Source organism: Mesorhizobium sp. M0833, assembly GCF_040319905.1.
Taxonomy (GTDB): Bacteria; Pseudomonadota; Alphaproteobacteria; order Rhizobiales; family Rhizobiaceae; genus Mesorhizobium.
The window spans coordinates 176224-202220 of the sequence record NZ_JAMYOQ010000010.1 but is presented as its reverse complement, the minus strand read 5'-3'; the positions used below and the strand labels follow the sequence as shown (position 1 = coordinate 202220).

Sequence of the window (25997 nt, the reverse complement as noted above, 5' to 3'; positions counted from 1 at the left end):
CCGAAATTCCCTCGGTGCACCTCTTGACTAGGGTGTTACCGGTCTGTAACGTTAGAGATGTTACTTACCTGTAACACCCGCATTGCATTATGTCAAATTCGCAAGTGCCGGTCATCAGCCCCGCCCCGATCGGCAAGGGGACGAACCGCACCGCACGGCCTCGGCCGGCGAGCAAGAAAACACCAGATCCGCGGCTTGCCGCGTATCGCCAAAACCAGGAGCCGCTTCGATGTCGCAGCGCAATGATCTGACGATCGATGAAGTCGTGAGGGATCCGATGATCCGCATGCTGATGAAAGCCGACCGCGTCGACCCGCGGTCTTTCGAGGCGATGCTGCGTGCGCTGGCGGACGAGCAGGCCGAGCGCCGCAATGCGCCGCGTCGTCCCCTGCAAGATTTCGGCTTTCTCGAAGATTCCGGCTCAACGCGCAGCCGGCGGCTGTCCAGGGTGGCCAAGGCCTTCGGCCGGGCCAGAACATCGGGCGAGGCGTGCATCTCATGGTAAACTTCTTCATCCATCGTCCGATCTTTGCGTCGGCGATCGCCATCATCATGGTGCTCGCCGGGGGGATCTCTTATTTCCTTCTGCCGGTCTCGCAATTTCCCGACATCACGCCGCCCCAGGTCGTGGTCAGCGCCCACTACCCGGGCGCCAGCGCGCAGGTCGTCGCCGACACGGTGACGACACCGCTCGAACAGCAGATCAACGGCGTCCAAGGCATGATCTATATGTCGTCGTCGAGCTCCAATGACGGCTCGTCGACGATCACCATCACCTTCGACGTCGGCTACGATCTGAGCACGGCGGCCGTCGACGTCCAGAACCGCGTTTCGCAGGCGGCTTCCTCGCTGCCGGCCATCGTCAATCAGGGCGGCGTGACGATCAAGAAGCAGAACCCGAACTTCGTCCTGATCGTCGACCTCACCTCGCCGGACGGTTCCGTCAATCCGGTCGCGCTGAGCAATCTCGCCTATCTGCAGGTGGTCGATCCGCTGAAGCGCCTGCCCGGCGTCGGCGACGTGCAGATCTTCGGCGAGCGGCGCTATTCGATGCGCATTTGGCTCGACCCCGACAAGCTCGCCAATCTCGGCATTACTGCCGTCGACGTGCAGAACGCCGTCGCCGAGCAGAACGTCCAGGTGGCGGCCGGCAAGATCGGGCAATCACCGGCTCCGGCCGGCACTGCCTTCGAGATGCAGGTCAACGCCGTCGGCAGGCTGAGCGATCCCAAGGAGTTCGGCGACATCGTCGTGCGGGCCAATACCGCCAACGGTTCGCTGGTCAGGCTGCGCGACGTTGCGCGCATCGAACTCGGTGCGCTGCAATATTCGTCGTCGGCCTTCTTCGGCAAGGACCCGACGGTGGTGCTCGCGGTCTACCAGATGCCGGGCTCCAACGCGCTCGATCTGCAGCAGCGCGTCAAGGACAAGATGCAGGAGCTGTCAGCCCGTTTCCCGAAGGGCGTCAGCTACGCCATGCATTACGATACGACACGTTTCGTTTCGGCCTCAATGCACGACGTGCTGATCACGCTCGGCGAAGCGCTAGTCCTGGTCGTCGCCGTGGTGTTCATCTTCCTGCAAAGCTGGCGCACCACGATCATCCCGACGATCGCAATTCCGGTGTCGCTGGTGACGACGCTGGCCGTCATGCATATGCTTGGCTTCTCGCTGAACATGCTCAGCCTGCTCGGCATGGTGCTGGCGATCGGCCTCGTCGTCGACGACGCCATCGTCGTCGTCGAGAATGTCGAACGCCAACTTGAGGCCGGCCTCAAGCCTCTGGCCGCCACGCGCACGGCGATGGCCGAGGTCACTGGCCCGATCATCGCCACGACCGCCGTGCTGATGGCCGTGTTCGTGCCGGTCGCCTTCATTCCCGGCGTGTCCGGCCGACTCTACAACCAGTTCGCCCTGACCGTGGCGATCTCCTTCGGCATCTCGGCCTTCGTCTCGCTGACGCTTACCCCGTCGCTCAGCGCCGCCTTCCTGCGCCACCGGCCGGAAACACAGTTCGTGCTGTTCCGCTGGTTCAACAGGGGCTTCGAACGGCTGGCGCATGCCTATGCGAATGGCGTACGCATTCTCATCCGCCTGCGCTGGATCATGCTCGGCGTGTTCGCGGCCGGACTTGTCGCGACCTATTTCGTCTGGCAGCGCCTGCCGTCGACCTTCCTTCCGGTCGAGGACCAGGGCTATTTCTTCGTCGTCATCCAGCTCCCCGACGGGGCCTCGCTGGAACGCACCGATGCAGTGGCGCAAAAGGCGCGCGACATCCTGCAAAACACGCCGGGCGTCGATATCGTCGGCTCGATCAGCGGCTTGAACTTCCTGACCAGTGCCGCGCAGTCGAACTCGGCGGTCGAATTCGCGATCCTGAAGCCATGGGACGAACGCGGCCCCGACCAGAGCGCCTCGAAACTCGTCGCCGACGTGCGCAACAAGCTGCTGCAAATTCCGGAGGCTTTTGCGCTGAGCTTCGACCCGCCGTCGATCCCGGGCATCGGCACCACTGGTGGCTTCGAGTTCCAGGTCGAGGACCTGACCGGCCGCGGCAGCGTGGCGCTCAACGATGCGACGCAAGCGGTGATTGCCGAGGCGCGCAAGCAGCCGGAGCTCAACCCGCAGCAATTGTTCTCGTCGTTCTCGACCTCGACGCCGCAGTTCAACTACGATCTCGATCGCGCCAAGGCGAAGCTGCTCGGGCTCAACCTGCCGGACGTCTTCAACACGCTGCAGATCTATCTCGGCTCGCTCTATGTGAACGATTTCAACCTGTTCGGCCGCACCTTCCGGGTGACGATCCAGGCCGACAAGGACTCTCGCGCCGGTCCGGCCGACATATCGCGGCTCTATGTCCGCAATGCGTCGGGTGGCATGGTGCCGTTGAGCACGTTGGGCAAGCTTGTGCCGATCGTCGGCCCCGAGACCGTGCCGCATTACAACAACAATGCGTCGGCGCTGATCAATGGCGGCGCCGCCCCCGGCTTTTCGTCCGGCCAGGCGGTGGCGGCGATGGAGCGTGCCGCTGCCACGGCATTGCCGAGAGATTTCGGCTACGAATGGACCGGCATCACCTATCAGGAGCTCAAGGCAGGATCGATCGCATCCGTCGTCTTCGGCCTTGCAATCGTCTTCGTCTTCCTGATCCTGGCCGCGCAGTATGAGAGCTGGGCGATGCCGTTCATGGTGCTGCTGGCGGTGCCGCTCGCATTGTTCGGTGCGTTCGTCGTGCTGTGGCTGCGCGGCATGCAGATCGACGTCTATTCGCAGATCGGCTTCGTCATGCTGATCGGACTGGCGGCCAAGAACGCGATTCTGATCGTGGAGTTTGCCCGGCGCCGGCGCGAAGAAGGCCTCAGCATCGTCGACGCCGCGATGGAAGCGGCGCGGCTTCGGCTGCGACCGATCCTGATGACCGCCTTCGCCTTCATCCTCGGCGTGCTGCCGCTGATGTTTGCCACAGGTGCGGGTGCCGCAAGCCGGCAGTCGATCGGCACCACCGTCTTTGGCGGCATGGTCGCGGCGACGATCCTGTCGCTGGTGTTCGTGCCGGTCTTCTATGCGGTGATCGAGCAGCTGCGCGAGCGCCGCAGCGAGAGCGAACCGGTTTCCGAAGCGACCGAACAACCAACTGCCGAACCCGCCTTCGAGCCCCTGGCCGAAGCGGCTGAATAGGACTGGAGAATTGATCATGCGTAAATGGAAAATCGCGCTGGGAACGGCCGTCGCCCTTGGGGCGATTTCGGTGGCGAGCGTTCACCTGCTCGACATGGGCAGCCTCAGCCTCAACGCCGGCACAGCCGGGGCGGCAACACCCAAGCCGGAAGCCTTCGTCATGCCGGTGCCGGTGGTGAGCGTCGTCAAGAAGACGATCCCGATCTATCTCGACTACGCCGCCCGGGTGGAGCCGATCCGCAGCATCACGCTGCAGGCGCGCGTGCCGGGCTACCTGCAGGAGCAGGTCGCCATCGACGGCAGTGACGTTGCGAAGGGCGACCTTCTCTACAAGATAGCCCCCGAGGATTTCCAGGCTGCCCTCGAGCAGGCGAAGGCGCTTATCCAGCGCGACACGGCAACACTCGACTATGCGCGCTCCAATCTCGGGCGCGGCAGCGAGCTCGCCAAGAGCGGCTATCTCGCCAAGGACGTGTTCGACCAGCGCACCAGCACCTTGCGTGAGGCTCAGGCCTCGCTCGCCGTGAACCAGGCCGCCTTGCGGACCGCCGAGCTCAATTTGAGCTATACCGAAATCCGTGCCCCATTCGCGGGACGCATCGGACGCAGCCAGGCTTCCGTCGGAACGCTGGTCAGCGTTGCCGGCACCGTGCTCAACTCCCTGGTGCAGCTCGATCCGATCTACGTCACCTTCAATCCGAGCGAGACCGACCTGACACAGATCGAGGAAGCCCGGGCCGCAGGACCGATCAGCGTCGACGTCCTGCTTCCCGGTGAAACGGAACCGCGCCAGAAGGGCGATCTTACCTTCATAGACAACACGATCGATCGCTCGACCGGCACGATCACGGCGCGGGCGACGATCGGCAACGCCAAGTTCACGCTGCTCCCCGGCCAATATGTCCGCGTCCGGCTGCACGTCAAAGAGCAGCCCGATGCGCTGATGGTACCGCAGACGGCACTCGGCTCAGGCCAGCTCGGCAAATACCTCTATGTCGTCGGCAAGGACAACACGGTCGACCAGCGTATCGTTTCGCTCGGACCGACCAATGGCGATCAGGTCGCCATCTTGAGCGGTGTGGCCGAAGGCGACCGGGTCATTACCGGCAATCTACAGAAGATCGGCCCGGGAATGCCGGTCTCGCCGCTGCCCGAGAAACCGGCCACCTGATAACCCCCATCAGGTCCGGTCCCGCGGCGCCCTCGGCTCCCACGCCAAGGGCGCCGTTTTGCTATGTTCGTCTTACGCAATTCCTTGGGGAAAGCGCTACATACGCCGGCTTCGAGAAGCCGGCGTGATGTTCAGCGGGGTCGGCTTTTGCGGCCGTGCGCCCTGACGGCCTTGCCTGCGCCGCAAGCCGCCGGCCAAGCGGAAGTCAAGAAATCCACAACCAGCCTCTTGTAAGATTGTCGACAATCTGGTTTTCCTTCCGGTTTGCTGGAGCAGCCGGAATGGCAACGCTGGATTTCAGTCCGATCGCCGACACGACAAGACGCGCCGAGATCGTGGCGCTGCTCCGGCGGGCGATCCTGACCGGCCAGTTGGAACCTGGGCAGAAGCTCAACGAACTCAGGATTTCCGAGCAGATGCGGGTGAGCCGTGCGCCGCTGCGCGAGGCGATGCGCGAATTGGTGCAGGAAGGCATCCTGACCAGCATTCCTTACGCCGGAACCTTCGTCATCGACGTTACCGCGAAGGATATCGACGATGCCTATTCGCTCAACAAGGTGCTCGACGAATTCGCCATCGCGCGGACCTGGCCGCTTCGCGACCAGCGCTTCTTCGACGAGATCGACCGACGCCATGCGGCGGTGAAGCAGGCGACGCGCGAACTGGACACGACGCGGCAGATCGAAACGGCGCTGCAACTGCATGGCCTGATCCATGAATGGGCCGACAATTCGGTGCTGCTTGAGACGTGGCAGCGGCTGACCAGCCGGCTGCAGATGTATTTCGCGCTGCACCAGCGGGCGCGCAACGAGCTGGTGCCTGCCGAAGATGCTCACGAGACCTATGTACGGCTGCTCAAGGGCAGCGACATGCGCGCTGCCCAGCGCCACGCCAAGGAGCATATCGATTTCGATTTCGAGGCATTGCTCGCCTATGCGCGCGGGCTGGAGCGACGCCGCGCAAATGACGCTGATCGTGCAAGCCTGACCCGCGGCCGGCCAGAAACCGCGTGACGAGCCCGATAAGCTTGGCGGGCCACCCTTAATACCGCAGATAACGGACAGAAAACGTGCAGATCAAAACCATCAAGGCCTACCATGTCGTGCAGCCCTTCGTTGACGGGCCTTATCGTATGTCCAAGGGGCGCGTCGCCGATGCGTTCTACGCGGTGATCGTCGCCGTCACCGCCGATAGCGGGCTCACCGGCTGGGGCGAGATGGCGCCGCTCGGCAACTTCTATTCGCCTGCCTTCGCCGCCGGCACGCGCGCCGGCGTCGTCGAGATCGCACCGCATCTCATTGGCCATGACCCACGCGGGCTTGCAAGCATCAACAGGCTGATGGATACGGTGTTCAAGGGCCATCCCTATGTCAAGTCGGCGCTCGACATGGCATGCTCGGATCTCGCGGCGCGCGCCGCCGACGTGCCGCTGGTCACGCTGCTCGGTGGGCGCGAAAGCGAGACGGCCGAACTCTACAAGGTCGTCACTCACGGCACCGTCGACGCGATGGCCGCACTCGCCAAGCGCATCGTCAGGGACGGCTTTCACCGGCTGCAAGTCAAGGTCGGCGGCAACGTCCATGACGACATCGAACGCGTCACAGCCGTCGCCGCCGCCGTGCCGAAGGGCACCGTCATCTTCTGCGACGCCAATGCCGGCTGGACGCCTTACCAGGCGCGCCAGTTCGCCGATGCGACGCGCAACATCGACTACACGTTCGAGCAGCCCTGCACGACGATCGACGAATGCCTGTCGCTGCGCCGCTCGCTCGACAAACCGATGGTGCTCGACGAATCCGTCGCCTCGCTTGACGATATGCTCGACATCTATCGCAAGGGGGCCGCCGACGGGCTGACGCTGAAGATCTCACGCCTCGGCGGCATCACCAAAACGCGCCAGATCCGCGACCTTGCCGTCGACCTCGGCTTCATGATCACGGTCGAGGACACTGGCGGCGCCGAGATCGACACATCGGCCATGGCGCATCTGTCGCTGTCGACGCCGGAGGAGCACCGGCTGCACGCCATCGCCTTTCACGAATGGGTGACGGTGCGCACCGCATCCAACATGCCGCCGGTTTCGGGAAGCCGTATGGGCATTCCGGATGGGCCGGGCCTAGGCATCGATGTCGTTCCCGGCCTGCTCGGTGCGCCCTTCTTCGAAATCGGCAGCTGAGCTGCAATAAGGCTGCACCGAATCAACCTGAATATGCCGCGTCCTTCTGACTGCGGAGGCACGGCCGTGTGGATTGACCGCTCATCCAATCGTCTTCGACTGATTGCAGAGCGACAATGCCCAATTGCCGGTTGAAATATTTTTCATTTGCAAATAGAAATGTTCAAAACGTTGATTTGGACGCTGCGGCGCATCAGGAACTGGAGGAAGCGACATGTCCCATCCGCAATTTGCAGCGGAACTTCTGCAGCGCGCTGAACAGCAGGGGCCGATCACCATCGGGCTTGCCGGCGCCGGGCAGATGGGCACCGACATCGTCGTCCAGGTCGCGCTGATGCCGGGCATGCGGATCGGCGCCATTTCCGAAGTCAGGCCGCAGGCAGCGATCGACGCGGCGCTGCTCGCTGGCCATGACCAATCCGACATCGTTCAGGCCGGCAATGCCGCGGCGATCGATCGCGCCATCGAGGCGGGCAAGATCGCGGTGACCGAAGATTTGCATGCCCTGGCGGCGGCCGGCCGGATCGACGTCATCATCGACGCAACGGGTAATCCCAATATCGGCACGCTGTTTGCGCTCGAAGTGATGAAGAACGGCAAGCATATCGTCATGCTCAATGTCGAGGCCGACATCACCATCGGCCGCTTCCTGAAGGAGGAGGCACGCAAGGCCGGCGTCGTCTATACCGGTGCCGCCGGCGACGAGCCCGCCTGCACGCTGGAGATCATCGGCTTTGCCAAAAGCCTCGGCTTCAACATCATCGCCGCCGGCAAGGGCAAGAACAATCCGCTGAAGATCGACGCCATGCCGGCCGACTACGAGAAGGAGGCGGCCGAGCGCAACATGAATGCGCGCATGCTGGTCGAATTCGTCGACGGCTCGAAGACGGCGATCGAAATGGTGGCAATCGCCAATGCGACCGGCCTGGTGCCCGATGTGCCGGGCATGCACGGCCCGACCGCAACGCTGGAGGAGCTGGCAAGCGTGCTTTGCCCGCGCGAGGATGGCGGCGTGCTGCACCGCAAGGGCGTTGTCGATTACTCGATCGGCAAGGGTGTGGCGCCCGGCGTGTTCTGCATCATCGAGACCCGGCATCCGCGTGTGCTGGAGCGCATGATCGACCTCAAGGTCGGCCAAGGCCCCTATTTCACGATCTTCCGGCCCTATCATCTGACCAGCCTGGAAGTGCCGCTGTCGGCGGCGCGCGCGGTGGTCTACAAGCGTGCCGACATGGAGCCGCTCGACCATCCGGTCGCCGAGGCGGTGGCGGTTGCCAAGAGCGATCTCGGCATTGGCCAATCTCTCGGCATGATCGGCGAGAACGACTATCGCGGCTTCGCCATGACCTGGGAGGATGCGCGCGCCTGCGGCGCCCTGCCGCTCGGCCTTGCCGAACGCGCCAAGGTGGTCAAGCCGCTCAAGACCGGCGACTTCCTGACCTATGAAAATTGTGTACCCGACGATTCGATGGTGATAACCCAGATCCGCCGCCGTCTCGACCAGTCAGACGGACGGTTCGCCACCAACGCGGCCTGACCCCGCCGGATCTCCGCCTGATGGAAGATGTCGTAATCGGGATCGACGCCTCGACCACGGCCGTGAAGGCAATTGCCTTCACGCGCGACGGCGAGGAGCTGTTCCAGGCGCGCGAGCCGTACCCGCTTTCAAATCCGAAGCCCGGCCATTTCGAGCAGGACGCCGAACATTGGTGGACGGCGCTGCTTGGCGCATTGAAGCAGGTCACCGAGGCGGTCGGCGCTGCGCGGGTGGCGGCGATCTGCATCGCTCATCAGCGCGAGACCTTCACTTTGGTGGACAGCGCCGGCAAAGCACTCATCCCGGCGATCCTGTGGCTGGACGAACGCGCCCGTCCGCAGGTTATCAGGCTGTCGGCCGAACTCGGCCGCGAGGCGATCCGCGACTGGAGCGGCAAGCCGCCGGACCCGACGCCGGCACTCTACGCCATCGCCTGGCTTGCCGAGCACCAGCCGCAAGTGCTTCGCCAGGCAGCGGCGCTGGTCGACGTGCACGGATTCTTCGTCCAGCGACTGACCGGGCGATTGGTCACCAGCACCGCAAGTGCGGATCCGCTCGGGCTGCTCGACGTTGAGAAAGGCACTTGGCGTCCAGAGCTCGTTGCGGCGGCGGGGCTGCAACTGGAGCAATTGCCCGAGCTGGTCGCGCCGGGCGTGGTCTGCGGCAGTCTTTCCGCAAGCATAGCGCAGCTGACCGGCCTGAAGGCCGGCACGCCGGTCGTTGCCGGCGCCGGTGACGGCCAAGCTATGGGCCTCGGCATGGGCGTTTACGGCGAGGGCAAGAGCTATCTCTCGCTCGGTTCCGGCGTGGTCAGCGGCTGCTATTCCGGCAAGGTGAAAACCTCGGACGCCTTTCGAACGCTGGTCTCGCCGACCGGCTCCGGTTTCATGCTGGAGACCGTGCTACGCTCGGGCATGCAGCTGGTCGACTGGATCGTTCGCACGACCGGTTCGCCGTCGGCGGCAGCGCTGGAGAAGGCTGCGCTGGATGTTGCCGCGGGCAGCGACGGCCTGCTCATCATGCCCTATTGGGCCGGCGTCATGAGCCCCTATTGGGACGGTGCAGCGCGCGGCGCCATTGTCGGCCTGTCGCTCGATCACCGGCCGGAGCATCTCTTCCGCGCTGTCCTGGAAGGCATCGCCTTCGAGCAGGCCGTCGCCACTGAGGCCATGGAAGCCCGGGCCGGCGGACGGGCGGCGATGATTGCCGCCGGCGGCGGCACCAATTGCGCACTGCTCATGCAGATCATGGCAAGCGTGCTCCAGCGGCCGCTCTCGGTTTCGCCGGTCAACGAAGCCGCCGCACTCGGCGCTGCCATGCTGGCGGCAGCGGCTGTCGGCTGGTTTGCCTCACCGGAAGCCGCCGCGCAGGCAATGGCTGCCGCTCCCACCAGGCATGTCGATCCGGTCGACGGGCTTGTCGCCGCCTATCGCGACCGCAAGGCAATCTACCGCGACCTTTACCAGGCGACGCGCGATATCCATACCCGCCTCGGCGCTCTCCGCGAAATCTAGCGGTTGAGCAGCCCCTTTGCCGCGTCTTCGTCGGTGATCAGAACCGATACCTTGGTGTTGGCGAGCGCAGCCCGCATCACCGCAACCTTCTCGCTGCCTCCCGACACCAGGATGATGCTCGGGATATCCGACAGATCCTGCAGCGGATAGGCGCAGACGCGGCGGTTGACCTCGTGGTCGACCGGGCGGCCCTCGGCGTCGATGAAATGACACAGAATATCGCCGACGGCACCGGCCGCCTGCAATTCCTCGAGTTCGCTTGGCTTGATGAAGCCATAATTGGCGATCGGGCTGTCGTTGGAAAACGAGCCGACGCTGAGCACGGCGATGTTTGCCCGGCGTGCGCGGAAGACGACGTCCTGAACGCTGCGCTGGCTCATGAAGGCGTCGCGCTGCTCCGGCCTGTCGGCATAGACCGGCACCGGCAGCAGGAAGCATTCCGCACCTATCTTTTCGGCGAAATCCCAGGCGCTTTCTGTCGGGTTGAGCGGCTGGGCATGGGTGAGGCCGCCAAGCATCGAAACCACCGTCGTCCTGGCGATGGGCCGCCGCGGCAATTCATTGATGGCGAATTTCAGTGTCCGCCCCCAGCCCAGCGCGATGACATCGCCGGCATTCACATGGTCGGCCAGGTAGGCGGCAGCGGCGTGGCCGATCATCAGCGGCGCATTGCTTCGGTCGGCTGCCGACGGCACGACCACGGCCTGGCTGAGCCCGAACCGCTGCTTCAGGCTTTCCTCCAAAATCACGCATTCGACGACGCTGTCACGGATGCGAAACTGGACGACCCCCTCTTCGCGGGCGGCGGAGAGAATGCGATGCACCTTGATGCGGCCGACGCCAAGAATTTCGGAAATCCGTTCCTGTGTAAGACCCTCGACGTAATAGTGCCAGGCGGCGCGGGCCTTGAGTTCAGCGTCGGGGAAGCGCGAGGCTCTTTCGTTCTCTACGATCGTCATCTGTTTGCCTTGCCGCAGCCGCCCGGCTCTGCTCATGAAATTCCAATCCGGCGACTTCGAAATGCCCAAGATTTCGAAGACCTTGCGTAAGCCAAACCGGCGGACAGCGCAAACCCGTCCTCGAATGAAGCGGCAGGCCTTGACAATTTTCCGACGAACAGTTTAGCTGAACAAAATTGCATGTTAAAGATAAATTGTTCACAGGGAGGAGCCTGGTGAGCAAAGTGGCCCGGTGATGCAGCGCCGGATTGCTGTGGAGGAGACAAAGTGGCTGTGAGCAACGACACAAGCAATTTGAAGGCAGGCGAGTTGAAGGCAGGCGCTGGCGCGCAGGCTACGGCAGGCGCAAGGTTTTCAGCTGTCTTTGCCGGAACCATGGGTCCGCTGATCGGACTGGTTCTGCTGTGCCTGGCGCTCTCGCTGACCACCGACACGTTCCTGACCATCCGCAACATCCTCAACGTGCTCGACCAGGTCACCGTGCTCGGCATCATGGCGATCGGCATGACGCTGGTCATCCTGATCGGCGGCATCGACCTGTCCGTCGGCTCGGTGCTGGCACTGGCTTCCATGGTGATGGGCTTCGTCGCCCATCCGGACTATCTCAATCTCGGCCTGCCCGCCGGCATCGCCGCGGCCCTCGTCGTCGCCGGTCTTTGCGGCCTGGTTTCGGGCCTGCTGGTCACGATCACCAAGCTGCCGCCCTTCATCGCCACGTTGGCGATGATGTCTGTGGCGCGCGGTCTCGCCAACATGATCACCGACGGCTCGCAGATCGTCGGCTTTCCCGACTGGTTCACCAGCCTGTCGATCATCCGGCATTTCGGCTTCCTCTCGGTCACCGTCGGGCTGATGATCGTGCTTGCCGTCGTTTTCGCGATCTTCCTCAACTACCGCGCCACCGGCCGTAGCCTGTACGCAATCGGCGGCAGTGCCGAAGTCGCCCGGCTGTCCGGCATACCGGTCAAGTCGCTGACGAACTGGGTCTATGCGATCTGCGCCGTACTGGCCGGTCTCGCCGGCATCGTGCTTGCCGCGCGGCTCGATTCCGTCCAGCCGAGCTCCGGCCTCGGCTACGAACTCGACACCATCGCGGCGGTAGTGATCGGTGGCGCCAGCCTGTCGGGCGGCGTCGGCTCGATCGGCGGCACCGCCATCGGCGTCCTCATCATCGGCGTGCTGCGCAACGGGCTGAACCTGCTCGGTGTCTCGCCCTTCATCCAGCAAGTGGTTATCGGCGTGGTGATCGCGCTGGCGGTGGCCACCGACACCTGGCGGCGCCGAGCACAATGAAGAATGGGCACAATGAAGAATTGGGCTCAATGAGATTCACCCGGATATTCGGGCGAAAACGGATCGGTGATCCGAAACTGGGAGTTGTTCGGCCAAGGGGCGCCGCGATGCGCGGGCAGGACAGATTGAACATCAACGGAGGAATAACATGCTGACCAAACGTTCATTGCTGCTTGCCGCCGCGGCCGTCATCCCGCTGCTTGGCCTGTCCGATATGGCCTCGGCCAAGGAGGCCAAGAAGCTCGGCCTCGCCGTCGCCAATCTGCAGGCCGACTTCTTCAACCAGATCAAGCAGTCCGTCGAAGCCTATGGCAAGGAAAAGGGCATCGAGGTCGTTACCGTCGATGCCAAGGGCGATTCGGCGACCCAGGTCAGCCAGGTGCAGGACCTGATCACGCAGAACATCGATGCGCTGATTTACATTCCAGCCGGCGCCACCGCCGCCACCGTGCCGACCAAGACGGCCAAGGCGGCCGGCATCCCAGTGATCAATGTCGATCGCAACGCCGACGGCGCACCCGGCGACACCTTCATCGCCACCAACAGCGTGGCATCGGCCAAGGCGGTTTGCGACTACATCGCCAAGCAGGCCGGCGGCAAGGGCGAGTTGATCATCATCCACGGCCAGAAGGGTACGACGCCCGAGGTCGATCGCTCGAAGGGCTGCGGCGAAGCGCTGAAGAACTATCCCGACATCAAGGTCGTCGGCGAATTGTGGAGCGAAGGCTGGCACCAGGACGAAGGCTTCAAGCTGACGCAGGATCTGTTGCAGTCGCATCCGGATGTGTCGATCGTCATCGGCCAGGCCGACGCGCTGGCGCTCGGTGCGGCGCAGGCGGTAAAGGTCGCCAATCCCGGCCACAAGGTCTGGGTTGCCGGCTTCGACGGCGACGTGGCGGCGCTCAAGGCACTAAAGGACGGCGTCTTCGACGTGACGGCAACGCAGCAGACGCAAGGCATGGGCCGGCTTGCCGTCGACGCGGCAATCAAGCTGGTGGCCGGCGAGACCATTCCCGCCGAACAGCTGCAGGATGCGACTTTGACCACCAAGGACAATGTCGAGCAGTTCATCGCCAAGCATCCCTGATTGAGACCAGTCCGGCAGTCAACGAGCGCAACGATGTCCACCGATCCTCGCCATACGCACAGCCCCCATAACGGGCTCGTCGTCAGCGGCCTCTGCAAGAGCTACGGGCCGGTGCAGGTCCTGGCCGATGCGAGCTTCGAGGTGCGGCCGGGCGAGGTCGTGGCGCTGCTTGGCGAAAACGGCGCCGGCAAGTCGACTGTCTCGAACATCATCGCCGGGTCGACGAAACCCGATGCCGGCACCATCACCTGGCGGGGGAACCCTTATTCCCCCGCCAATCCTGCCGCGGCGATCGACGCCGGCATCGGCATGATCCACCAGGAGTTGAAGCTCTTGCCCGATCTGTCGGTCGCCGAAAACGTCTATGTGGGGCGCCTGCCGATGCGCGGCGGCCGCATCGACCGCGCAGCAATGAATGCACGGGCATCGGCCCAGTTGAAGCGCCTCGGCCTCGATGTCTCGCCCGAGCGCAAAGTGCGCACGCTGCGTATCGCCGCCCAGCAGCAGGTCGAAATCGCCAAGGCGCTGACGCTCAATGCCGAGTTGCTGATCTTCGACGAACCGACGGCCGCCCTTGGCGGCGAGGAAACGGAGCTCCTGTTCCAGCAAATCCGCAAGCTCAAGGCGGAAGGCATGTCCTTCATCTATATTAGCCACCGGCTGGACGAGATCGCCCAAATCGCCGATCGCGTGGTGGTGATGCGCGACGGGCGCATCGTCGCCCGGCACGAGCGCGCCGACATTCCGGTGCGCACCGTGGTCGAGCAGATGGTCGGCCGCAGCGTCGAGCGGATGTTCCCTACGGTATCGGCGCCGGGCAACGACACGCTGCTCGACGTCGAGAACCTGTCCTCGCCGGAACGCAGCTTTCAAAATGTCAGCTTTTCAGTGCGGGCCGGCGAAATCCTCGGCATTGCCGGGCTGATCGGCGCCGGACGCACGGAGCTGGTGCGGGCGATCGCCGGCGCCGATCCGATCTCATCGGGTTCGGTGCGCGTCGCCGGCAAGCCGGTGCATCTCAATGGCCCGGCGGCGGCGATCAAGGCCGGCGTCGTTCTCGTACCGGAAGACCGCAAGGCGCAAGGCGTGGTGCTCGACCAGACGATCGGCGAGAACCTGGCGATCGGCAATTTCGACCATGTCGCGCCGAATGGCTGGGTGTTCCCGAAGGCGGTACAGAAATTCGCCGAGGCCGGCATTCGCCGGCTCGGCGTCAAGGGCCGGCCGAACCAGGCGGTCAGCAAGCTCTCCGGCGGCAACCAGCAGAAGGTGATCATTGCCAAATGGGTGTCGCGCCCGCCCAAGGTGTTCATCCTGGACGAGCCGACGCGCGGCATCGATGTCGGCGCTCGCGCCGCAATCTATGATGTCATCGCCGACCTTGCCCGTTCCGGCATGGCGGTGGTGGTGGTGAGTTCCGATCTCGAGGAAGTGCTCGGCCTGTCGCATCGCGTGCTGGTGCTGAGCCGCGGCCGGCAACGCGGCATTCTCGACCGCAGCGAAGCGAGCAATGTCGCCGTCATGGAACTTGCCACGAGCTAGGACGGCCCATCGAAACAAAGCGCAGCAGGTGGTATCCTCCCGGGCACCAGACCGCGCGGGGCGCCAGCAACAGAGTTGGCGCCCCTTTATTTCCGGAGGACGGCGGTTGGAACAGAGGGACCGACGATGAAACTATTCGAACTTCATGGTGACGTGGCACTTGTTACGGGCGCCGGCAGCGGCATCGGCCAAGCAATCGCCATCGGCTTGGCCGAGGCCGGCGCCGACATAGCCTGCTTCGGCCACGCCTCCAAAGGCGGGCTGGAGGAGACCGCGCACCGGATCACGGCACTTGGCCGCAAGGCGCTGGTGCTGAACGGCACGGTGACGTCAGAGGCCGATCTTGCGGCCGCGATCGAGCGTACGGAGAAGGAACTCGGCGCGCTGACGGTCGCCGTCAACAATGCCGGCGTCGCCGGAGCTGAGTCGGCCGAGACGCTGTCGCTGGAGAAATGGCAGAAGCTCTACGACGTCAATGTCAGCGGCGTGTTCCTGTCCTGCCAGGCCGAGGCCCGCGCCATGCTGACGCGGGGCAAAGGCTCGATCATCAACATCGCCTCGATGTCAGGCTCGATCGTCAATCGCGGCCTGACCCAGGCGCATTACAATTCGTCGAAGGCCGCGGTCATCCACATGTCGAAGAGCCTGGCCATGGAATGGGCCGATCGCGGCCTGCGCGTCAATGTCGTCAGCCCCGGCTACACGCTGACGCCGATGAACAAGCGGCCGGAGGTCGCCGATCAGGTCAAGATCTTCGAGCGCGACACCCCGATGGGCCGCATGGCGGCGCCGGAAGAGATGGTCGGCCCGACCGTGTTCCTGGCCAGCCGCGCCTCGAGTTTCGTCACCGGCATCGACCTGATCGTCGATGGCGGCTTCGTCTGCTGGTAGGAGAAAAGATGCAGAAGCGATTCCAGGGAAAAACGGCGGTCATCACCGGCGCCAGCGGCGGCATTGGGGCGGCAATGGCCAGGCGCTTCGCCGCGGAAGGTGCGGCGGTCGTCGTCAGCGCCATCGACGCGCGCGTCGATGAGGTTGCCGCCGACCTGAAGGCTGCGGGCGCCAGGGTCGCATCGCTGCGCATGGACGTGATCAGGAAGGACGAGGTCGTCGCCCTCTATGACCTGGCCGAGCAACAGTTCGGCCGCGTCGACATCTCCGTACAGAATGCCGGTGTCATCACAATCGCCAGGGTCGAGGCGATGACAGAGGCCGAATGGGACAAGGTGATGGCGGTCAACACCAAGGGCGTGTTCCTGTGCTGCCAGGAGGCGATCGCGCGCATCCGCAAGCACGGCGACGGCGGCCGGCTGATCAACACCGCATCCGGCCAGGCGCGGCAGGGCTTTATCTACACGCCGCATTATGCGGCCTCGAAATTCGGCGTCGTCGGCATCACCCAGAGCCTGGCCAAGGAAGTGGCAAAGGAGAAGATCACCGTCAACGCGATCTGCCCCGGCATCATCGACACCGACATGTGGGCCTATAACGACGCGGCGTGGGGCAAGCTGATGGGCGATTACAAGCCCGGCGAACTGATGGCCGAATGGGTGAAGAACATCCCGATGGGCCGCGCCGGCAGCGGCGAGGATGTCTCCGGCCTGGTCAGCTTTCTCGCCAGCGACGATGCGGCCTACATCACCGGGCAGACCATCAATGTCGATGGCGGCCTGATCATGTCGTGAGGATACTCGGGCGGCAGTGCCCTGTCCGAATTGCATGACCGTGACGGCATTACGCGTTGCGAGACATGAATGTTGGTATATATAATTTCATCCCATGAAACGGCTCTGGCGAGATGGGTTCGCCAGGCCGACAGCTGAGATCATGGGACCTTGATGGCTCGCACCTTTCATAGCGCCGCCAGACCGGCGATCGATCTGCGGACTGCCTTGGCGGCAATCCATCGGCAGCCATGACACGGTCCCCTCCGGCACATTTTCACAAAATTGGGCACCATCCGCTCTGCGCCGCTTCAGCGCCGGCAGCAATCTGGCGCCAACGCCCTTGCGCAACGACCAGCTTTTCCAACACAATCAAAAAAAGACGCAAGAAGGGAACGAACGATAACTTCACCAGAGCTTGACAGGAGAACAAGCATGTCACTTCGGAACATGATTTCGAGTTTCTCAATGGGAGCCTTAATACTTACCGCGGCGAGCGCGCTGACGTCTTCGGCCTATGCGGCAGCGCCGGAATCCAACGACCCGATCAAGATCGCGCTGTTCGACTGGACCAGCGTCAATCTGAACGCCAAGATCCTCGGCGGCATCCTCGAAAAGCTCGGCTACACCGTCGAGTATCCGACCGCCGACTATCTCTCCAGCCTGACCACCGGCCTGACCAATGGCGACATCGATGTCGGCCTGGAATTCTGGGACACGACGGCCGGCGAGGCGATGAAGGCCTCGGACGCGACCGGCCAGACCGAACGTCTCGGCAAGCTCGGACCCAAGGCCAAGGAAGAATGGTGGTTTCCCGAATATATGAAAGAGAAATGCCCCGGCCTGCCGAACTGGGAAGCGCTGAAAGACCCGAAATGCGCCGAAGCATTCTCGACCGCCGAAACCGCGCCGAAGGGGCGTTATCTCGGCGGCCCCGTAACATGGGAAGGTTTTGACGACGAACGCGTCGAGGCGCTGAAGCTGCCCTTCACCGTCATCCATGCCGGTACCGATGCGGCGATGTTCGCCGAACTGGACTCGGCCTATCAGCGCAAGGCGCCGATCATGCTGTGGATCTATTCGCCGCATTGGGCGCCGGCTAAATACAAGGGCGAATGGGTCGAATTCCCCGACTATACGCCGGAATGCTACAACGACCCGAAATGGGGCGTGAACCCCGACGCCAAATATGACTGCGGCAAGCCGCATGGCGAGATCTGGAAATATTCCTGGGCCGGCATGAAGGACAAATGGCCGGTCGCCTACAAGGTCGCGAAAAACTACACGGTCGATACCGACGAGCTCAACAAGATGAGCGGCGAGATCGATCTCGAAGGCAAGACGCCGGAAGACGTCGCCGCCGCCTGGATCGCCGCCCACGAAGCCGACTGGAAAGCCTGGGCCGAGTGACCGTCTGACTGGAAACGCGACGACCCGGCCACTCAGGGCCGGGTCTCGATCCCCTATTCCAGAAGGACGATTGAATGAGCGATACGATTGAACAGGCGGCGAAAGCGGGCAACGATGCACGCCCGATAAAACTTGCCTGTCGCAATGTCTGGAAGCTGTTTGGCGCGGACGCGGCCAATTTCATCCGCCAGCGCGACGGCAAGGCCAGCCTGGCGGACATCGCCGCCGCCGGACTGGTCGGCGCGGTGCGCGCCGTCGATCTCGAAATCCGCCAGGGCGAGATCTTCATCATCATGGGACTTTCGGGGTCAGGCAAGTCGACGCTGGTGCGCTGCATGTCGCGGCTGATCGAGCCGACCCACGGCAAGGTCGAGTTTGAAGGCAAGGACCTGCTCAAGATTTCCGATGCCGCGCTGATCGAGCTGCGACGCCATCGCATGGGTATGGTGTTCCAGAATTTTGCCTTGCTGCCGCATCTCAACGTACTGGAGAACATCGCCTTTCCCTTGGGCATCCAGGGGCAGGACCGGCCGACGCGCGAGAAGCGGGCCCGTGAAGTCATCGAGCTGGTTGGCTTGCGCGGCCGCGAGCATTTCTATCCGCGCGAGCTTTCCGGCGGACAACAGCAGCGTGTCGGCATCGCCCGCAGCCTCGCCACGAAGCCGGAAATCTGGTTCCTCGACGAACCGTTCTCGGCCCTCGATCCGCTGATCCGCCGCGAGATGCAGGACGAGCTGATGCGGCTGCAGACCATGCTGCACAAGACGATCGTCTTCATTACCCATGATTTCGACGAGGCCATCCGGCTGGCCGACCGGATCGCCATCATGAAGGACGGCGAGGTCATCCAGATCGGCACGCCGGAAGAGCTGGTGGTCAATCCGGCGACCGACTATGTCGCCGAATTCACGCGCGATGTCGATCGCGCCAAGGTGATATCGGCGCGCAGCCTGATGCGCGCCTGCGACGGCGCCGAGTACGGCGGCACGGTCGCGCCGGATGCCAAGATATCGAGTTTTTCGGCTGATATCGTCTCTGCCGGCAAGCCCTTCGCGGTGGTCAACGGCGCCGGAAAGCCGATCGGCGAGGTCACGCCGCAGGCGGTGATCGATCTTCTCGCCGGCATAGAACGTCGTGGGGCCGGCGCATGACGGTCACGGCAAGCGCCAGCGCAGCGAGGCCCCGGCCGGTTCAAACCTGGCTGGCGATCTGGGCCTGCGCGCTCGCCGCCGTGCTTATCGTCTTCCTGCTGCAGGAAAGCCTGCCCTGGGCGGTCAATTACCCGGCCGGCGCGATCGTTCCTGTCGCAGACTGGGTCGGTGCGCTGATGAACTGGGTGAAGTCGAATTTCTCCTGGCTGACCCGTTCGATCACCGCGGTGCTCGGCGTGCCGCTCGATTTCGCGCTGGCTCTTCTGGCCAAGAATCTCAAGATCGGCCATGGCGCCGATATGGTCGTGTTGCCGCGCCTGTCCTGGGTCGGCGTCTGCGCTGCCGCCTACCTTGCCGGACGCGCCGCCGGCGGCTGGAAGCTGGGTGCGCTGGCCGGCGGCTGTTTTCTCTACATCGCGCTGTTCGGGCAATGGACCAGCGCCATGCTGACGCTGGGCTTAATCTCGATCGCCGTGCCGTTTTGCATTGTCACCGGGCTGTTCGCCGGCATCTGGGCATGGCGCAAGCCCTGGGCGGAGAGGCTGTTGATCTCCCCTGCCCTCGATCTGATGCAGACGATCCCGACCTTCGCCTATCTCATCCCGATGCTGCTTCTTTTCGGCAACAGCCCGGTCTCGGCAATGATCGCGACGGCAATTTTCGCGACGCCGCCAATGGTGCGGGCGACGATGCTCGGCCTGTCGCGGGTGCCGTCGGAGATCGACGATTTCAGCGAGATGGCCGGCTGCACGGCACGGCAGAAGCTGTGGCGGGTGCTGTTGCCGTCGGCACGGCCGACATTGATGGTCGGCGTCAACCAGGTCATCATGCTGGCGCTCAATATGGTGATCATTGCCTCGATGATCGGCGCCGGTGGGCTCGGCTATGACGTGCTTTTGGCGCTGCGCGCGCTCAAGGTCGGCGAGGCGATGGAGGCTGGCCTCGCCATTGTCGCACTGGCAATTGCACTCGACCGGCTGAGCCAGGCGATCGCCCACAATCACGCCAAGGGCAATGTCCGCCACCAGGCCGGCACCAGTTTCTGGCGGCGCTATCCCAATCTGACGCTGGCCGTTGTCATCCTCGCCATCGCCACGCTGCTCGGCCTGTTCGTGCCGGCGTTCGCCGCGGTGCCGAAAGCGATCACCTTCACCACCGCGCCTTTGTGGAAGGCGGCGGTCAACTGGATCACCATCAACTTCTTCGACACGATCGAAGCGTTCCGCGTGGCGCTTATCCTCAACGTGCTGAACCCGGTGCGCGCCTTCTGCGAGGGCTTTCCGTGGCTGGGCGCGGTTTGTCTCCTTGGCCTTGCCGGATACCAGCTCGGCGGCTTCCGCCTCGCCGCTCTGGTCGCGGCATTGACAGCGTTCTGCGCCGTCACCGGCCTTTGGGAAAAGACCATGGCGACGGTCTATTTGTGCGGCATCTCGGCCTTTATCGCTTGCCTCATCGGCATTCCGATCGGGCTGATGGCATCGCGCAGCGACCGCTTCGAAAAGGCCGTCACGCCGGTCATCGACACGCTGCAGGTGCTGCCGTCGTTCTGCTTCATCATTCCGGTGGTGATGCTGTTTAGAGTCGGCGACGTCACCGCGATGATCGCCACCGTCGCCTTCGCCGTGGTGCCGGCGATCCGCTACACCAATCACGGCATCCGGCAGGTGCCGCCGGCGCTGATCGAGGCGGCGAAGGTGTCCGGCTGCACCAGGCGGCAGACCTTCTTTCGCGTGCAGCTGCCGCTGGCCCTTCCAGAGATCATGCTTGGCGTCAACCAGACGATCCTGATGGCACTGGCGATGATCATCATCTGCGCCATGGTCGGCACCCGCGATCTCGGCCAGGAGGTGTTCATCGCCCTGTCCAAGGCCGATTCCGGCCGCGGCATCGTCGCCGGCCTGGCCATTGCCTTCATCGGCATCGTCGCCGACCGGCTGTTCAACGCCTGGACGGCGAAGGCTCGCGCAAGGCTGGGATAGTCCGGAATAGGACGGCCTCAGGAAGCTGCCGCCAAGCGCGCCGTTAACGAGGCACCGATCCCTACGCCTAAAGATATAGCCATTCGGGATGATTGCTCGCTGTTACCTCACATCGTACGGCTGTCACCGGACGGGCAGGCTTAACAGGAGAGCGAACAATGGCTATACGCGTTCCCTTTACTCCCGGTGATCTAGTAGATCGTCAACGGGGCACCGATGACGTCCTCGCAGGCGATCTAAATACAAACATCTTAATCGGCGATGCTGGCGGAAGCCTGCTAGATTTCTCGAGGGGGGGCAACGACATCTTCACGGGATCGCCATCCTCCACCACCACTGCTTTCGGAGATGCCGGCGAGGATAGCTCGGACCACAGCAAGGGCGGCAACGACAGTTTCACAGGCGCCTCGCTAGGCACCTACGTCTTCTACGGTGACGTCGGCGGCAACATGTTCGTTCATGCTCAGGGCGGCGACGACAGTTTTAGGGCCGAGGGCGACTCCTTCAACACTTTTTACGGCGATGCCGGCGGCGATATGTCGGACCACAGCAAGGGCGGCAACGATACGTTGAGCAGTGAAGTGGGTAGACGGGTAGACAACACGTTCTACGGCGACGCCGGCGGCAACATATTCGGCTTTGCTCAAGGCGGCGACGACATTTTCGTGACCAGCACTCGACAAGGAGCCGATCACACCTTTTACGGTGACGCGGGCGGCGAGATGTCCGACCATGGCAAGGGCGGCAACGACACCTTCCAGGGCTCGATAGAAGCCAATAACATTTTCTACGGTGACGCGGGCAGCAACATGTCCGGCAATGCGCAAGGCGGCGACGACAGTTTCACGACTAGGACCGACTCCTTCAACACTTTCTACGGCGATGCCGACGGCGATATGTCGGACTACAGCAAGGGTGGCAACGATACCTTCACGGGTGGCTTCTTTTCCACCAACACTTTCTTCGGCGACGCCGGCGGCAACATGTCTGACCATGCTCAGGGCGGCGACGACCACTATACGGACCTGGGTGGGGAGATCGGGAGCAAAACTCTTTATGGCGATGCGGGCGGTGATCTTTCCGGTTTCGCCGCGGGCGGCAACGACACTTTCACGAGCGCGGGTGGCTCGGAGATAACTTTCTACGGGGACGCGGGCGGCAACATGTCCGACCATGCGCTTGGGGGCGACGACGTGGCCGTGCTGCAAGGCACTCATAATTTGGGGTATGGCGATGCGGTCACGATGCTCGGCAGCGCTGTGGGCGGCAACGATACCCTGACCGGCGGGGACAAAAGCGCCTTCCCTGATGTTCTAAACGAGTTATACGGCGACGCGCGCGATATGTCCGGTTCCGCCCAGGGCGGCAACGACATTCTTACCGGGGGCCAGAACAGCGAAAGCGGCCAGGTCCGTAACTTCCTGTGCGGCGACGCCCTGCAAATGTCCGGTTCGGCCAAGGGTGGAAACGATACCCTGTACGCCGGGAGCGCGGCACCCGGCTGCACGGTCATCAATGACATGTGGGGAGACGGGCAACTGAGCGAGTTCGCTCAGGGCGGCAGAGATCAATTCATATTCAAGGACGATGGTTCCATGACGGTCGGAACCCACAACACCATCTACGATTTCAGCCAGACCCAAGGCGACACTATCGTGTTTAGTGGCGTGGAGGGCGTGCAATCGTTCGATGATCTCACTATTGCGCAAACTGGAACCGACACCATCATTACCGCGGGAGTCGATCAAGTTACTCTCGCAAACTTTACGAACACGCTGACGACGAGCGACTTTTTGTTCGTCTGAGAGCGAAACTCTTATCCTATTCGAAGAGGCGGAATGCGGTGAGAGTTCGTTGACGATAGTCGCGCGGCCGGTCGCCCCAATTCTGCTCGACCGGCCGATCGACAATCCAAGCCGCAGATGTGAATCAAATGGCCAGGAATCTCTCGGTCAGTCGAGCCCAGAGCGCTGCGCCGACGGTCAGATTGCCGTCGTTGAAATCGTATTTCGGGCTGTGCAGGATGGCTGAATCCTCGCCGTTTCCGAGGCGCAGGAAGCAACCGGGTTTGTGTTCGAGGAAATAAGAAAAATCTTCGCTGCCGGGGATCAACGGGCAGACAGACACCTTGTCCTGACCGACGAGCTCGACAGCGACGTCTGTCGCGAAGGACGTCTCGCCCTCCGAATTGATCACCACCGGGTAGCCGCGCTCGTAATCGATCTCGACCGTTGCGCCATGCGCCTGCGCCACAAGTGCTGCGATATTGCGAATACGCTGCTCGAGCGTGTCGCGAATCTCGGCCGAGAAAGAGCGGACGCTCAGCGTGATCTCGGCGTGTTCCGGGATGACGTTGGAGGCCGTGCCGCCGTGAATGGTGCCGACGGTAACGACAGCCGTCTCGATCGGGTTGACGTTGCGCGACACCACCGTCTGCAGGGTCATGACGATGTTGGCGGCAGCGACGATCGGGTCGACCGTCAGGTGCGGACGCGAGGCGTGGCCGCCACGCCCGGTAATCTTGATCGTGACGGTATCGCTCGCCGCCATCAGCGGCCCGGCGCGCATCAGGAACGAACCCGTCGGCGCGCCCGGATGGTTATGCAGCCCGAATATCGCATCGCAGGGAAAGCGCTCGAACAGGCCGTCGGCGATCATCGCCTGCGCCCCGCTTCCCTTGCCGGCTTCCTCGGCCGGCTGGAAGATGAGGTTCACCGTGCCGTTAAAGTGCCGCGTGCGCGCCAGGTATTCGGCGGCGCCGAGCAGCATCGTGGTGTGGCCGTCATGGCCGCAGGCGTGCATCTTGCCGCTGGCCTGGCTGGCATAAGGGAGATTGGTCGCTTCGGTAATCGGTAAGGCGTCCATGTCGGCGCGGATGGCGATGCTGCGGCCGCTGCCCTGGCGCAAGCGGCCGACGACGCCGAGCCCGCCGACATTGCGCGTCACCTCGTAGCCCCAGCCTTCGAGCCGTTCGGCAACGTATGTAGCCGTTTCGTGCTCCTGGAATGAAAGCTCGGGATGCGCGTGCAGGTGCTGGCGAACCGCCGCAAGCTCGGCGGCCTTGTCGGCGAAGTCGGAAATGTCGGCGAACTGGTTGGAGGTCTTTGGCATCGAAGGTCCTTTGCCGAGCACGTAATCGTGCCGGCTTTGCTGTCAGATGAAACGGCTTAAAAAGGCCCGCGTGCGCGGGTGCCTGGGTTTGGCGAGAACCTCGTCCGGAGGCCCGGCCTCGATCACATTGCCGTCGTCCATGAACACCACCCGATCCGCCGCCTCGCGGGCAAAGCCGATCTCGTGCGTGACGACGATCATGGTCAAGCCCTGCTTGGCAAGATCACGCATGGTGGAGAGGACCTCGCCGACCAGTTCCGGATCGAGCGCCGACGTCGGCTCGTCGAAGAGCATCAATTTCGGGCGGATGGCGAGCGCACGGGCGATGGCGACGCGCTGCTGCTGGCCGCCTGAAAGCTGGCGCGGATAGGCGTCGATCTTGTCGGCGAGACCGACGCGGGTCAGCAGTTCGCGGGCGTAGCCGATCGCCTCCTTGCGGTTCTCCCGGTGAACGCCGACCGGAGCCTCGATGACGTTCTGCAGGGTCGTCATGTGTGGATAGAGGTTGAACTGCTGGAACACCATGCCGATCTTGCGCCGCTGCGCCGCGATCGCCCGGTCGGAGAGTTTGTCGAGCCGGCCGTTCTGCAGCCGGTAGCCGATCTGCTCGCCGTCCACCTCAATCGACCCTTGGTCGATCGCCTCCAGATGATTGATGCATCGCAGGAAGGTTGATTTGCCGGAGCCGGACGGTCCGAGAATGACCACCACCTCGCCAGGCGCGACGTCCAGGTCGATGCCCTTCAGCACCTCGAGCGGGCCGAACGCCTTGTGAACGTTGCGCGCCCTGACCAGGGGCGTGTCATGCGCGCTCATTGGCGGCCTCCAGTGTGGCGGTCGCCGTCTTCTCACGGGCGCCGCGGTCGCCGCGGCTGTAGTGGCGTTCGATCGCGCCTTGCGCCACGTTGAGAACCGAGGTGATCAGCAGGTACCACAGCACTGCAACCATCAGCAGCGGAATGATTTCGAAGGTGCGGTTGTAGATCGACTGCACCGAGTAGAGCAGGTCGGCCATCGCGATGACGCTGACAAGCGACGTCGCCTTGATCATGCTGATCAGCTGATTGCCGGTCGGCGGCACGATCGATCGCATCGCCTGCGGGATGATGATGCGCCGCAAGGCCCGCGCGCGGGTCATGCCGAAGGCTTCAGCCGTTTCGGCCTGTCCCTTGTCCACCGACAGCAGCCCGCCACGAATGATCTCGGCCATGTAGGCGGCCTCGTTCAGCGCCAGACCAAGAACGGCGGCTGTCAAAGGCGTGATCAGGTCGTTGGTGTTCCAGCTGGCGAAGCCAATGGAAATGCGCGGAAACAGCGTCGAAAGGTTGTACCACAGGATCAATTGCACCAGCAGCGGCGTTCCGCGGAAGAACCAGATGAACAGGCCGGAGAGAAAGGATGCCAGCCTGTCGTTCGACATGCGCGCGATGGCGAGCAGCAGGCCGAGCACGATGCCCAGGATCATCGCCACGACCGTCAGGCCGAGCGTTACGGAAAGCCCCTGCATGACCGTCGGATCGAAGAAATACTGGGCGACCACCGGCCAGCCGAAATTCGGGTTGACCGCGACGATATAGGCGAAGCCGGCGGCGACGGCGACGGTGAATGCCCAGAGCGCCAGCCGGACGAGCGGGAATGGCCGGTGGGCTCGTTTGACGTCGCGCAGCGCGTCGTCGGGACGCCGCGGCAGCCCGGCCGCGTAGGCAGCGGTCGCGTCGGTCATGG

Annotated in this window: 20 protein-coding genes; 16 read left to right on the top strand and 4 right to left on the bottom strand. The window is 63.4% G+C overall.

Going from position 1 to position 25997, the window contains the following annotated elements:
* Nucleotides 1–229 precede the first annotated feature (229 nt).
* From NKH98_RS14325 to NKH98_RS14295, 7 genes are all read left to right on the top strand, one after another.
* Nucleotides 230–505: a hypothetical protein gene (locus tag NKH98_RS14325; protein WP_352801404.1), complete on the top strand. Its 276-nt coding sequence runs from the start codon at nucleotides 230–232 to the stop codon at nucleotides 503–505.
* Nucleotides 499–3678 carry an efflux RND transporter permease subunit gene (locus tag NKH98_RS14320; RefSeq protein WP_352895925.1) on the top strand — a complete coding sequence of 1060 codons (3180 nt, stop codon included), beginning with the start codon at nucleotides 499–501 and terminating at the stop codon, nucleotides 3676–3678. The genes NKH98_RS14325 and NKH98_RS14320 overlap by 7 nt, the downstream gene beginning before the upstream one ends.
* A gap of 16 nt (nucleotides 3679–3694) precedes the next feature.
* On the top strand, nucleotides 3695–4849 hold the full coding sequence (locus tag NKH98_RS14315) for an efflux RND transporter periplasmic adaptor subunit (RefSeq protein WP_254820387.1): 1155 nt from the start codon (nucleotides 3695–3697) through the stop codon (nucleotides 4847–4849).
* A 281-nt stretch (nucleotides 4850–5130) separates the two neighbouring features.
* Nucleotides 5131–5862, top strand: a complete 732-nt coding sequence (locus tag NKH98_RS14310; protein WP_352899285.1) for a GntR family transcriptional regulator — start codon at nucleotides 5131–5133, stop codon at nucleotides 5860–5862.
* A 56-nt stretch (nucleotides 5863–5918) separates the two neighbouring features.
* Complete coding sequence (locus NKH98_RS14305) at nucleotides 5919–7025, top strand: mandelate racemase/muconate lactonizing enzyme family protein (protein WP_352899283.1); 1107 nt, start codon at nucleotides 5919–5921, stop codon at nucleotides 7023–7025.
* A 214-nt stretch (nucleotides 7026–7239) separates the two neighbouring features.
* Nucleotides 7240–8562 (top strand): NAD(P)H-dependent oxidoreductase, encoded by a 1323-nt coding sequence (locus NKH98_RS14300; RefSeq protein ID WP_352899281.1) that lies wholly within the window; start codon nucleotides 7240–7242, stop codon nucleotides 8560–8562.
* A gap of 20 nt (nucleotides 8563–8582) precedes the next feature.
* Nucleotides 8583–10076, top strand: coding sequence for a xylulokinase (locus NKH98_RS14295; protein ID WP_352899279.1), 1494 nt, complete (start codon nucleotides 8583–8585; stop codon nucleotides 10074–10076).
* On the opposite strand, the gene NKH98_RS14290 is transcribed toward NKH98_RS14295, so the two are convergent.
* A complete protein-coding gene (locus NKH98_RS14290) occupies nucleotides 10073–11071 on the bottom strand; it encodes a sugar-binding transcriptional regulator (RefSeq protein ID WP_352899277.1) in 999 nt (332 codons plus the stop codon). The two genes, NKH98_RS14295 and NKH98_RS14290, sit on opposite strands and share 4 nt — an antisense overlap.
* 273 nt (nucleotides 11072–11344) lie before the next feature.
* Here NKH98_RS14290 and NKH98_RS14285 point away from each other — a divergent pair, with 273 nt between their 5' ends.
* The 9 genes from NKH98_RS14285 (at nucleotide 11345) to NKH98_RS14245 (ending at nucleotide 22966) form a co-directional block, all read left to right on the top strand.
* A complete protein-coding gene (locus NKH98_RS14285; protein ID WP_502894255.1) occupies nucleotides 11345–12328 on the top strand; it encodes an ABC transporter permease in 984 nt (327 codons plus the stop codon).
* A gap of 148 nt (nucleotides 12329–12476) precedes the next feature.
* Nucleotides 12477–13415, top strand: a complete 939-nt coding sequence (locus tag NKH98_RS14280; protein ID WP_352899273.1) for a sugar ABC transporter substrate-binding protein — start codon at nucleotides 12477–12479, stop codon at nucleotides 13413–13415.
* A gap of 33 nt (nucleotides 13416–13448) precedes the next feature.
* Nucleotides 13449–14957 (top strand): sugar ABC transporter ATP-binding protein, encoded by a 1509-nt coding sequence (locus tag NKH98_RS14275; RefSeq protein ID WP_352899271.1) that lies wholly within the window; start codon nucleotides 13449–13451, stop codon nucleotides 14955–14957.
* Between the two features lie 126 nt (nucleotides 14958–15083).
* Entirely contained in the window at nucleotides 15084–15848 is a 765-nt protein-coding gene (locus NKH98_RS14270) for an SDR family oxidoreductase (RefSeq protein WP_352899269.1), read from the top strand.
* An 8-nt stretch (nucleotides 15849–15856) separates the two neighbouring features.
* A complete protein-coding gene (locus NKH98_RS14265; RefSeq protein ID WP_352899267.1) occupies nucleotides 15857–16642 on the top strand; it encodes an SDR family oxidoreductase in 786 nt (261 codons plus the stop codon).
* 414 nt (nucleotides 16643–17056) lie between these two features.
* Nucleotides 17057–18031, top strand: coding sequence for an ABC transporter substrate-binding protein (locus tag NKH98_RS14260; protein WP_352801396.1), 975 nt, complete (start codon nucleotides 17057–17059; stop codon nucleotides 18029–18031).
* Nucleotides 18032–18105: 74 nt separating this feature from the next.
* Nucleotides 18106–19182, top strand: coding sequence for a quaternary amine ABC transporter ATP-binding protein (locus NKH98_RS14255; RefSeq protein ID WP_352899266.1), 1077 nt, complete (start codon nucleotides 18106–18108; stop codon nucleotides 19180–19182).
* Nucleotides 19179–21161 (top strand): ABC transporter permease, encoded by a 1983-nt coding sequence (locus NKH98_RS14250; protein WP_352899264.1) that lies wholly within the window; start codon nucleotides 19179–19181, stop codon nucleotides 21159–21161. Before NKH98_RS14255 ends, NKH98_RS14250 begins: the two co-directional genes overlap by 4 nt.
* A 158-nt stretch (nucleotides 21162–21319) precedes the next feature.
* Nucleotides 21320–22966: a hypothetical protein gene (locus NKH98_RS14245; RefSeq protein WP_352899262.1), complete on the top strand. Its 1647-nt coding sequence runs from the start codon at nucleotides 21320–21322 to the stop codon at nucleotides 22964–22966.
* 124 nt (nucleotides 22967–23090) lie between these two features.
* Here NKH98_RS14245 and NKH98_RS14240 read toward each other — a convergent pair whose 3' ends face one another.
* From NKH98_RS14240 to NKH98_RS14230, 3 genes are read right to left on the bottom strand one after another with little or no spacing between them, the layout of a single operon-like run.
* Nucleotides 23091–24272, bottom strand: a complete 1182-nt coding sequence (locus NKH98_RS14240; RefSeq protein ID WP_352899260.1) for a M20 aminoacylase family protein — start codon at nucleotides 24270–24272, stop codon at nucleotides 23091–23093.
* Between the two features lie 42 nt (nucleotides 24273–24314).
* On the bottom strand, nucleotides 24315–25088 hold the full coding sequence (locus NKH98_RS14235) for an amino acid ABC transporter ATP-binding protein (protein ID WP_352899258.1): 774 nt from the start codon (nucleotides 25086–25088) through the stop codon (nucleotides 24315–24317).
* Entirely contained in the window at nucleotides 25075–25995 is a 921-nt protein-coding gene (locus tag NKH98_RS14230; RefSeq protein ID WP_352895948.1) for an amino acid ABC transporter permease, read from the bottom strand. Before NKH98_RS14230 ends, NKH98_RS14235 begins: the two co-directional genes overlap by 14 nt.
* Nucleotides 25996–25997 lie beyond the last annotated feature (2 nt).

Coding starts and splice junctions, on each gene's coding strand:
- NKH98_RS14325 (WP_352801404.1), top strand. CDS start 230: ATGTCGCAGCGCAATGATCTGACGATCGATGAAGTCGTGAGGGATCCG.
- NKH98_RS14320 (WP_352895925.1), top strand. CDS start 499: ATGGTAAACTTCTTCATCCATCGTCCGATCTTTGCGTCGGCGATCGCC.
- NKH98_RS14315 (WP_254820387.1), top strand. CDS start 3,695: ATGCGTAAATGGAAAATCGCGCTGGGAACGGCCGTCGCCCTTGGGGCG.
- NKH98_RS14310 (WP_352899285.1), top strand. CDS start 5,131: ATGGCAACGCTGGATTTCAGTCCGATCGCCGACACGACAAGACGCGCC.
- NKH98_RS14300 (WP_352899281.1), top strand. CDS start 7,240: ATGTCCCATCCGCAATTTGCAGCGGAACTTCTGCAGCGCGCTGAACAG.
- NKH98_RS14295 (WP_352899279.1), top strand. CDS start 8,583: ATGGAAGATGTCGTAATCGGGATCGACGCCTCGACCACGGCCGTGAAG.
- NKH98_RS14290 (WP_352899277.1), bottom strand. CDS start 11,071: ATGAGCAGAGCCGGGCGGCTGCGGCAAGGCAAACAGATGACGATCGTA.
- NKH98_RS14280 (WP_352899273.1), top strand. CDS start 12,477: ATGCTGACCAAACGTTCATTGCTGCTTGCCGCCGCGGCCGTCATCCCG.
- NKH98_RS14275 (WP_352899271.1), top strand. CDS start 13,449: ATGTCCACCGATCCTCGCCATACGCACAGCCCCCATAACGGGCTCGTC.
- NKH98_RS14270 (WP_352899269.1), top strand. CDS start 15,084: ATGAAACTATTCGAACTTCATGGTGACGTGGCACTTGTTACGGGCGCC.
- NKH98_RS14265 (WP_352899267.1), top strand. CDS start 15,857: ATGCAGAAGCGATTCCAGGGAAAAACGGCGGTCATCACCGGCGCCAGC.
- NKH98_RS14260 (WP_352801396.1), top strand. CDS start 17,057: ATGTCACTTCGGAACATGATTTCGAGTTTCTCAATGGGAGCCTTAATA.
- NKH98_RS14255 (WP_352899266.1), top strand. CDS start 18,106: ATGAGCGATACGATTGAACAGGCGGCGAAAGCGGGCAACGATGCACGC.
- NKH98_RS14250 (WP_352899264.1), top strand. CDS start 19,179: ATGACGGTCACGGCAAGCGCCAGCGCAGCGAGGCCCCGGCCGGTTCAA.
- NKH98_RS14245 (WP_352899262.1), top strand. CDS start 21,320: ATGGCTATACGCGTTCCCTTTACTCCCGGTGATCTAGTAGATCGTCAA.
- NKH98_RS14240 (WP_352899260.1), bottom strand. CDS start 24,272: ATGCCAAAGACCTCCAACCAGTTCGCCGACATTTCCGACTTCGCCGAC.
- NKH98_RS14235 (WP_352899258.1), bottom strand. CDS start 25,088: ATGAGCGCGCATGACACGCCCCTGGTCAGGGCGCGCAACGTTCACAAG.
- NKH98_RS14230 (WP_352895948.1), bottom strand. CDS start 25,995: ATGACCGACGCGACCGCTGCCTACGCGGCCGGGCTGCCGCGGCGTCCC.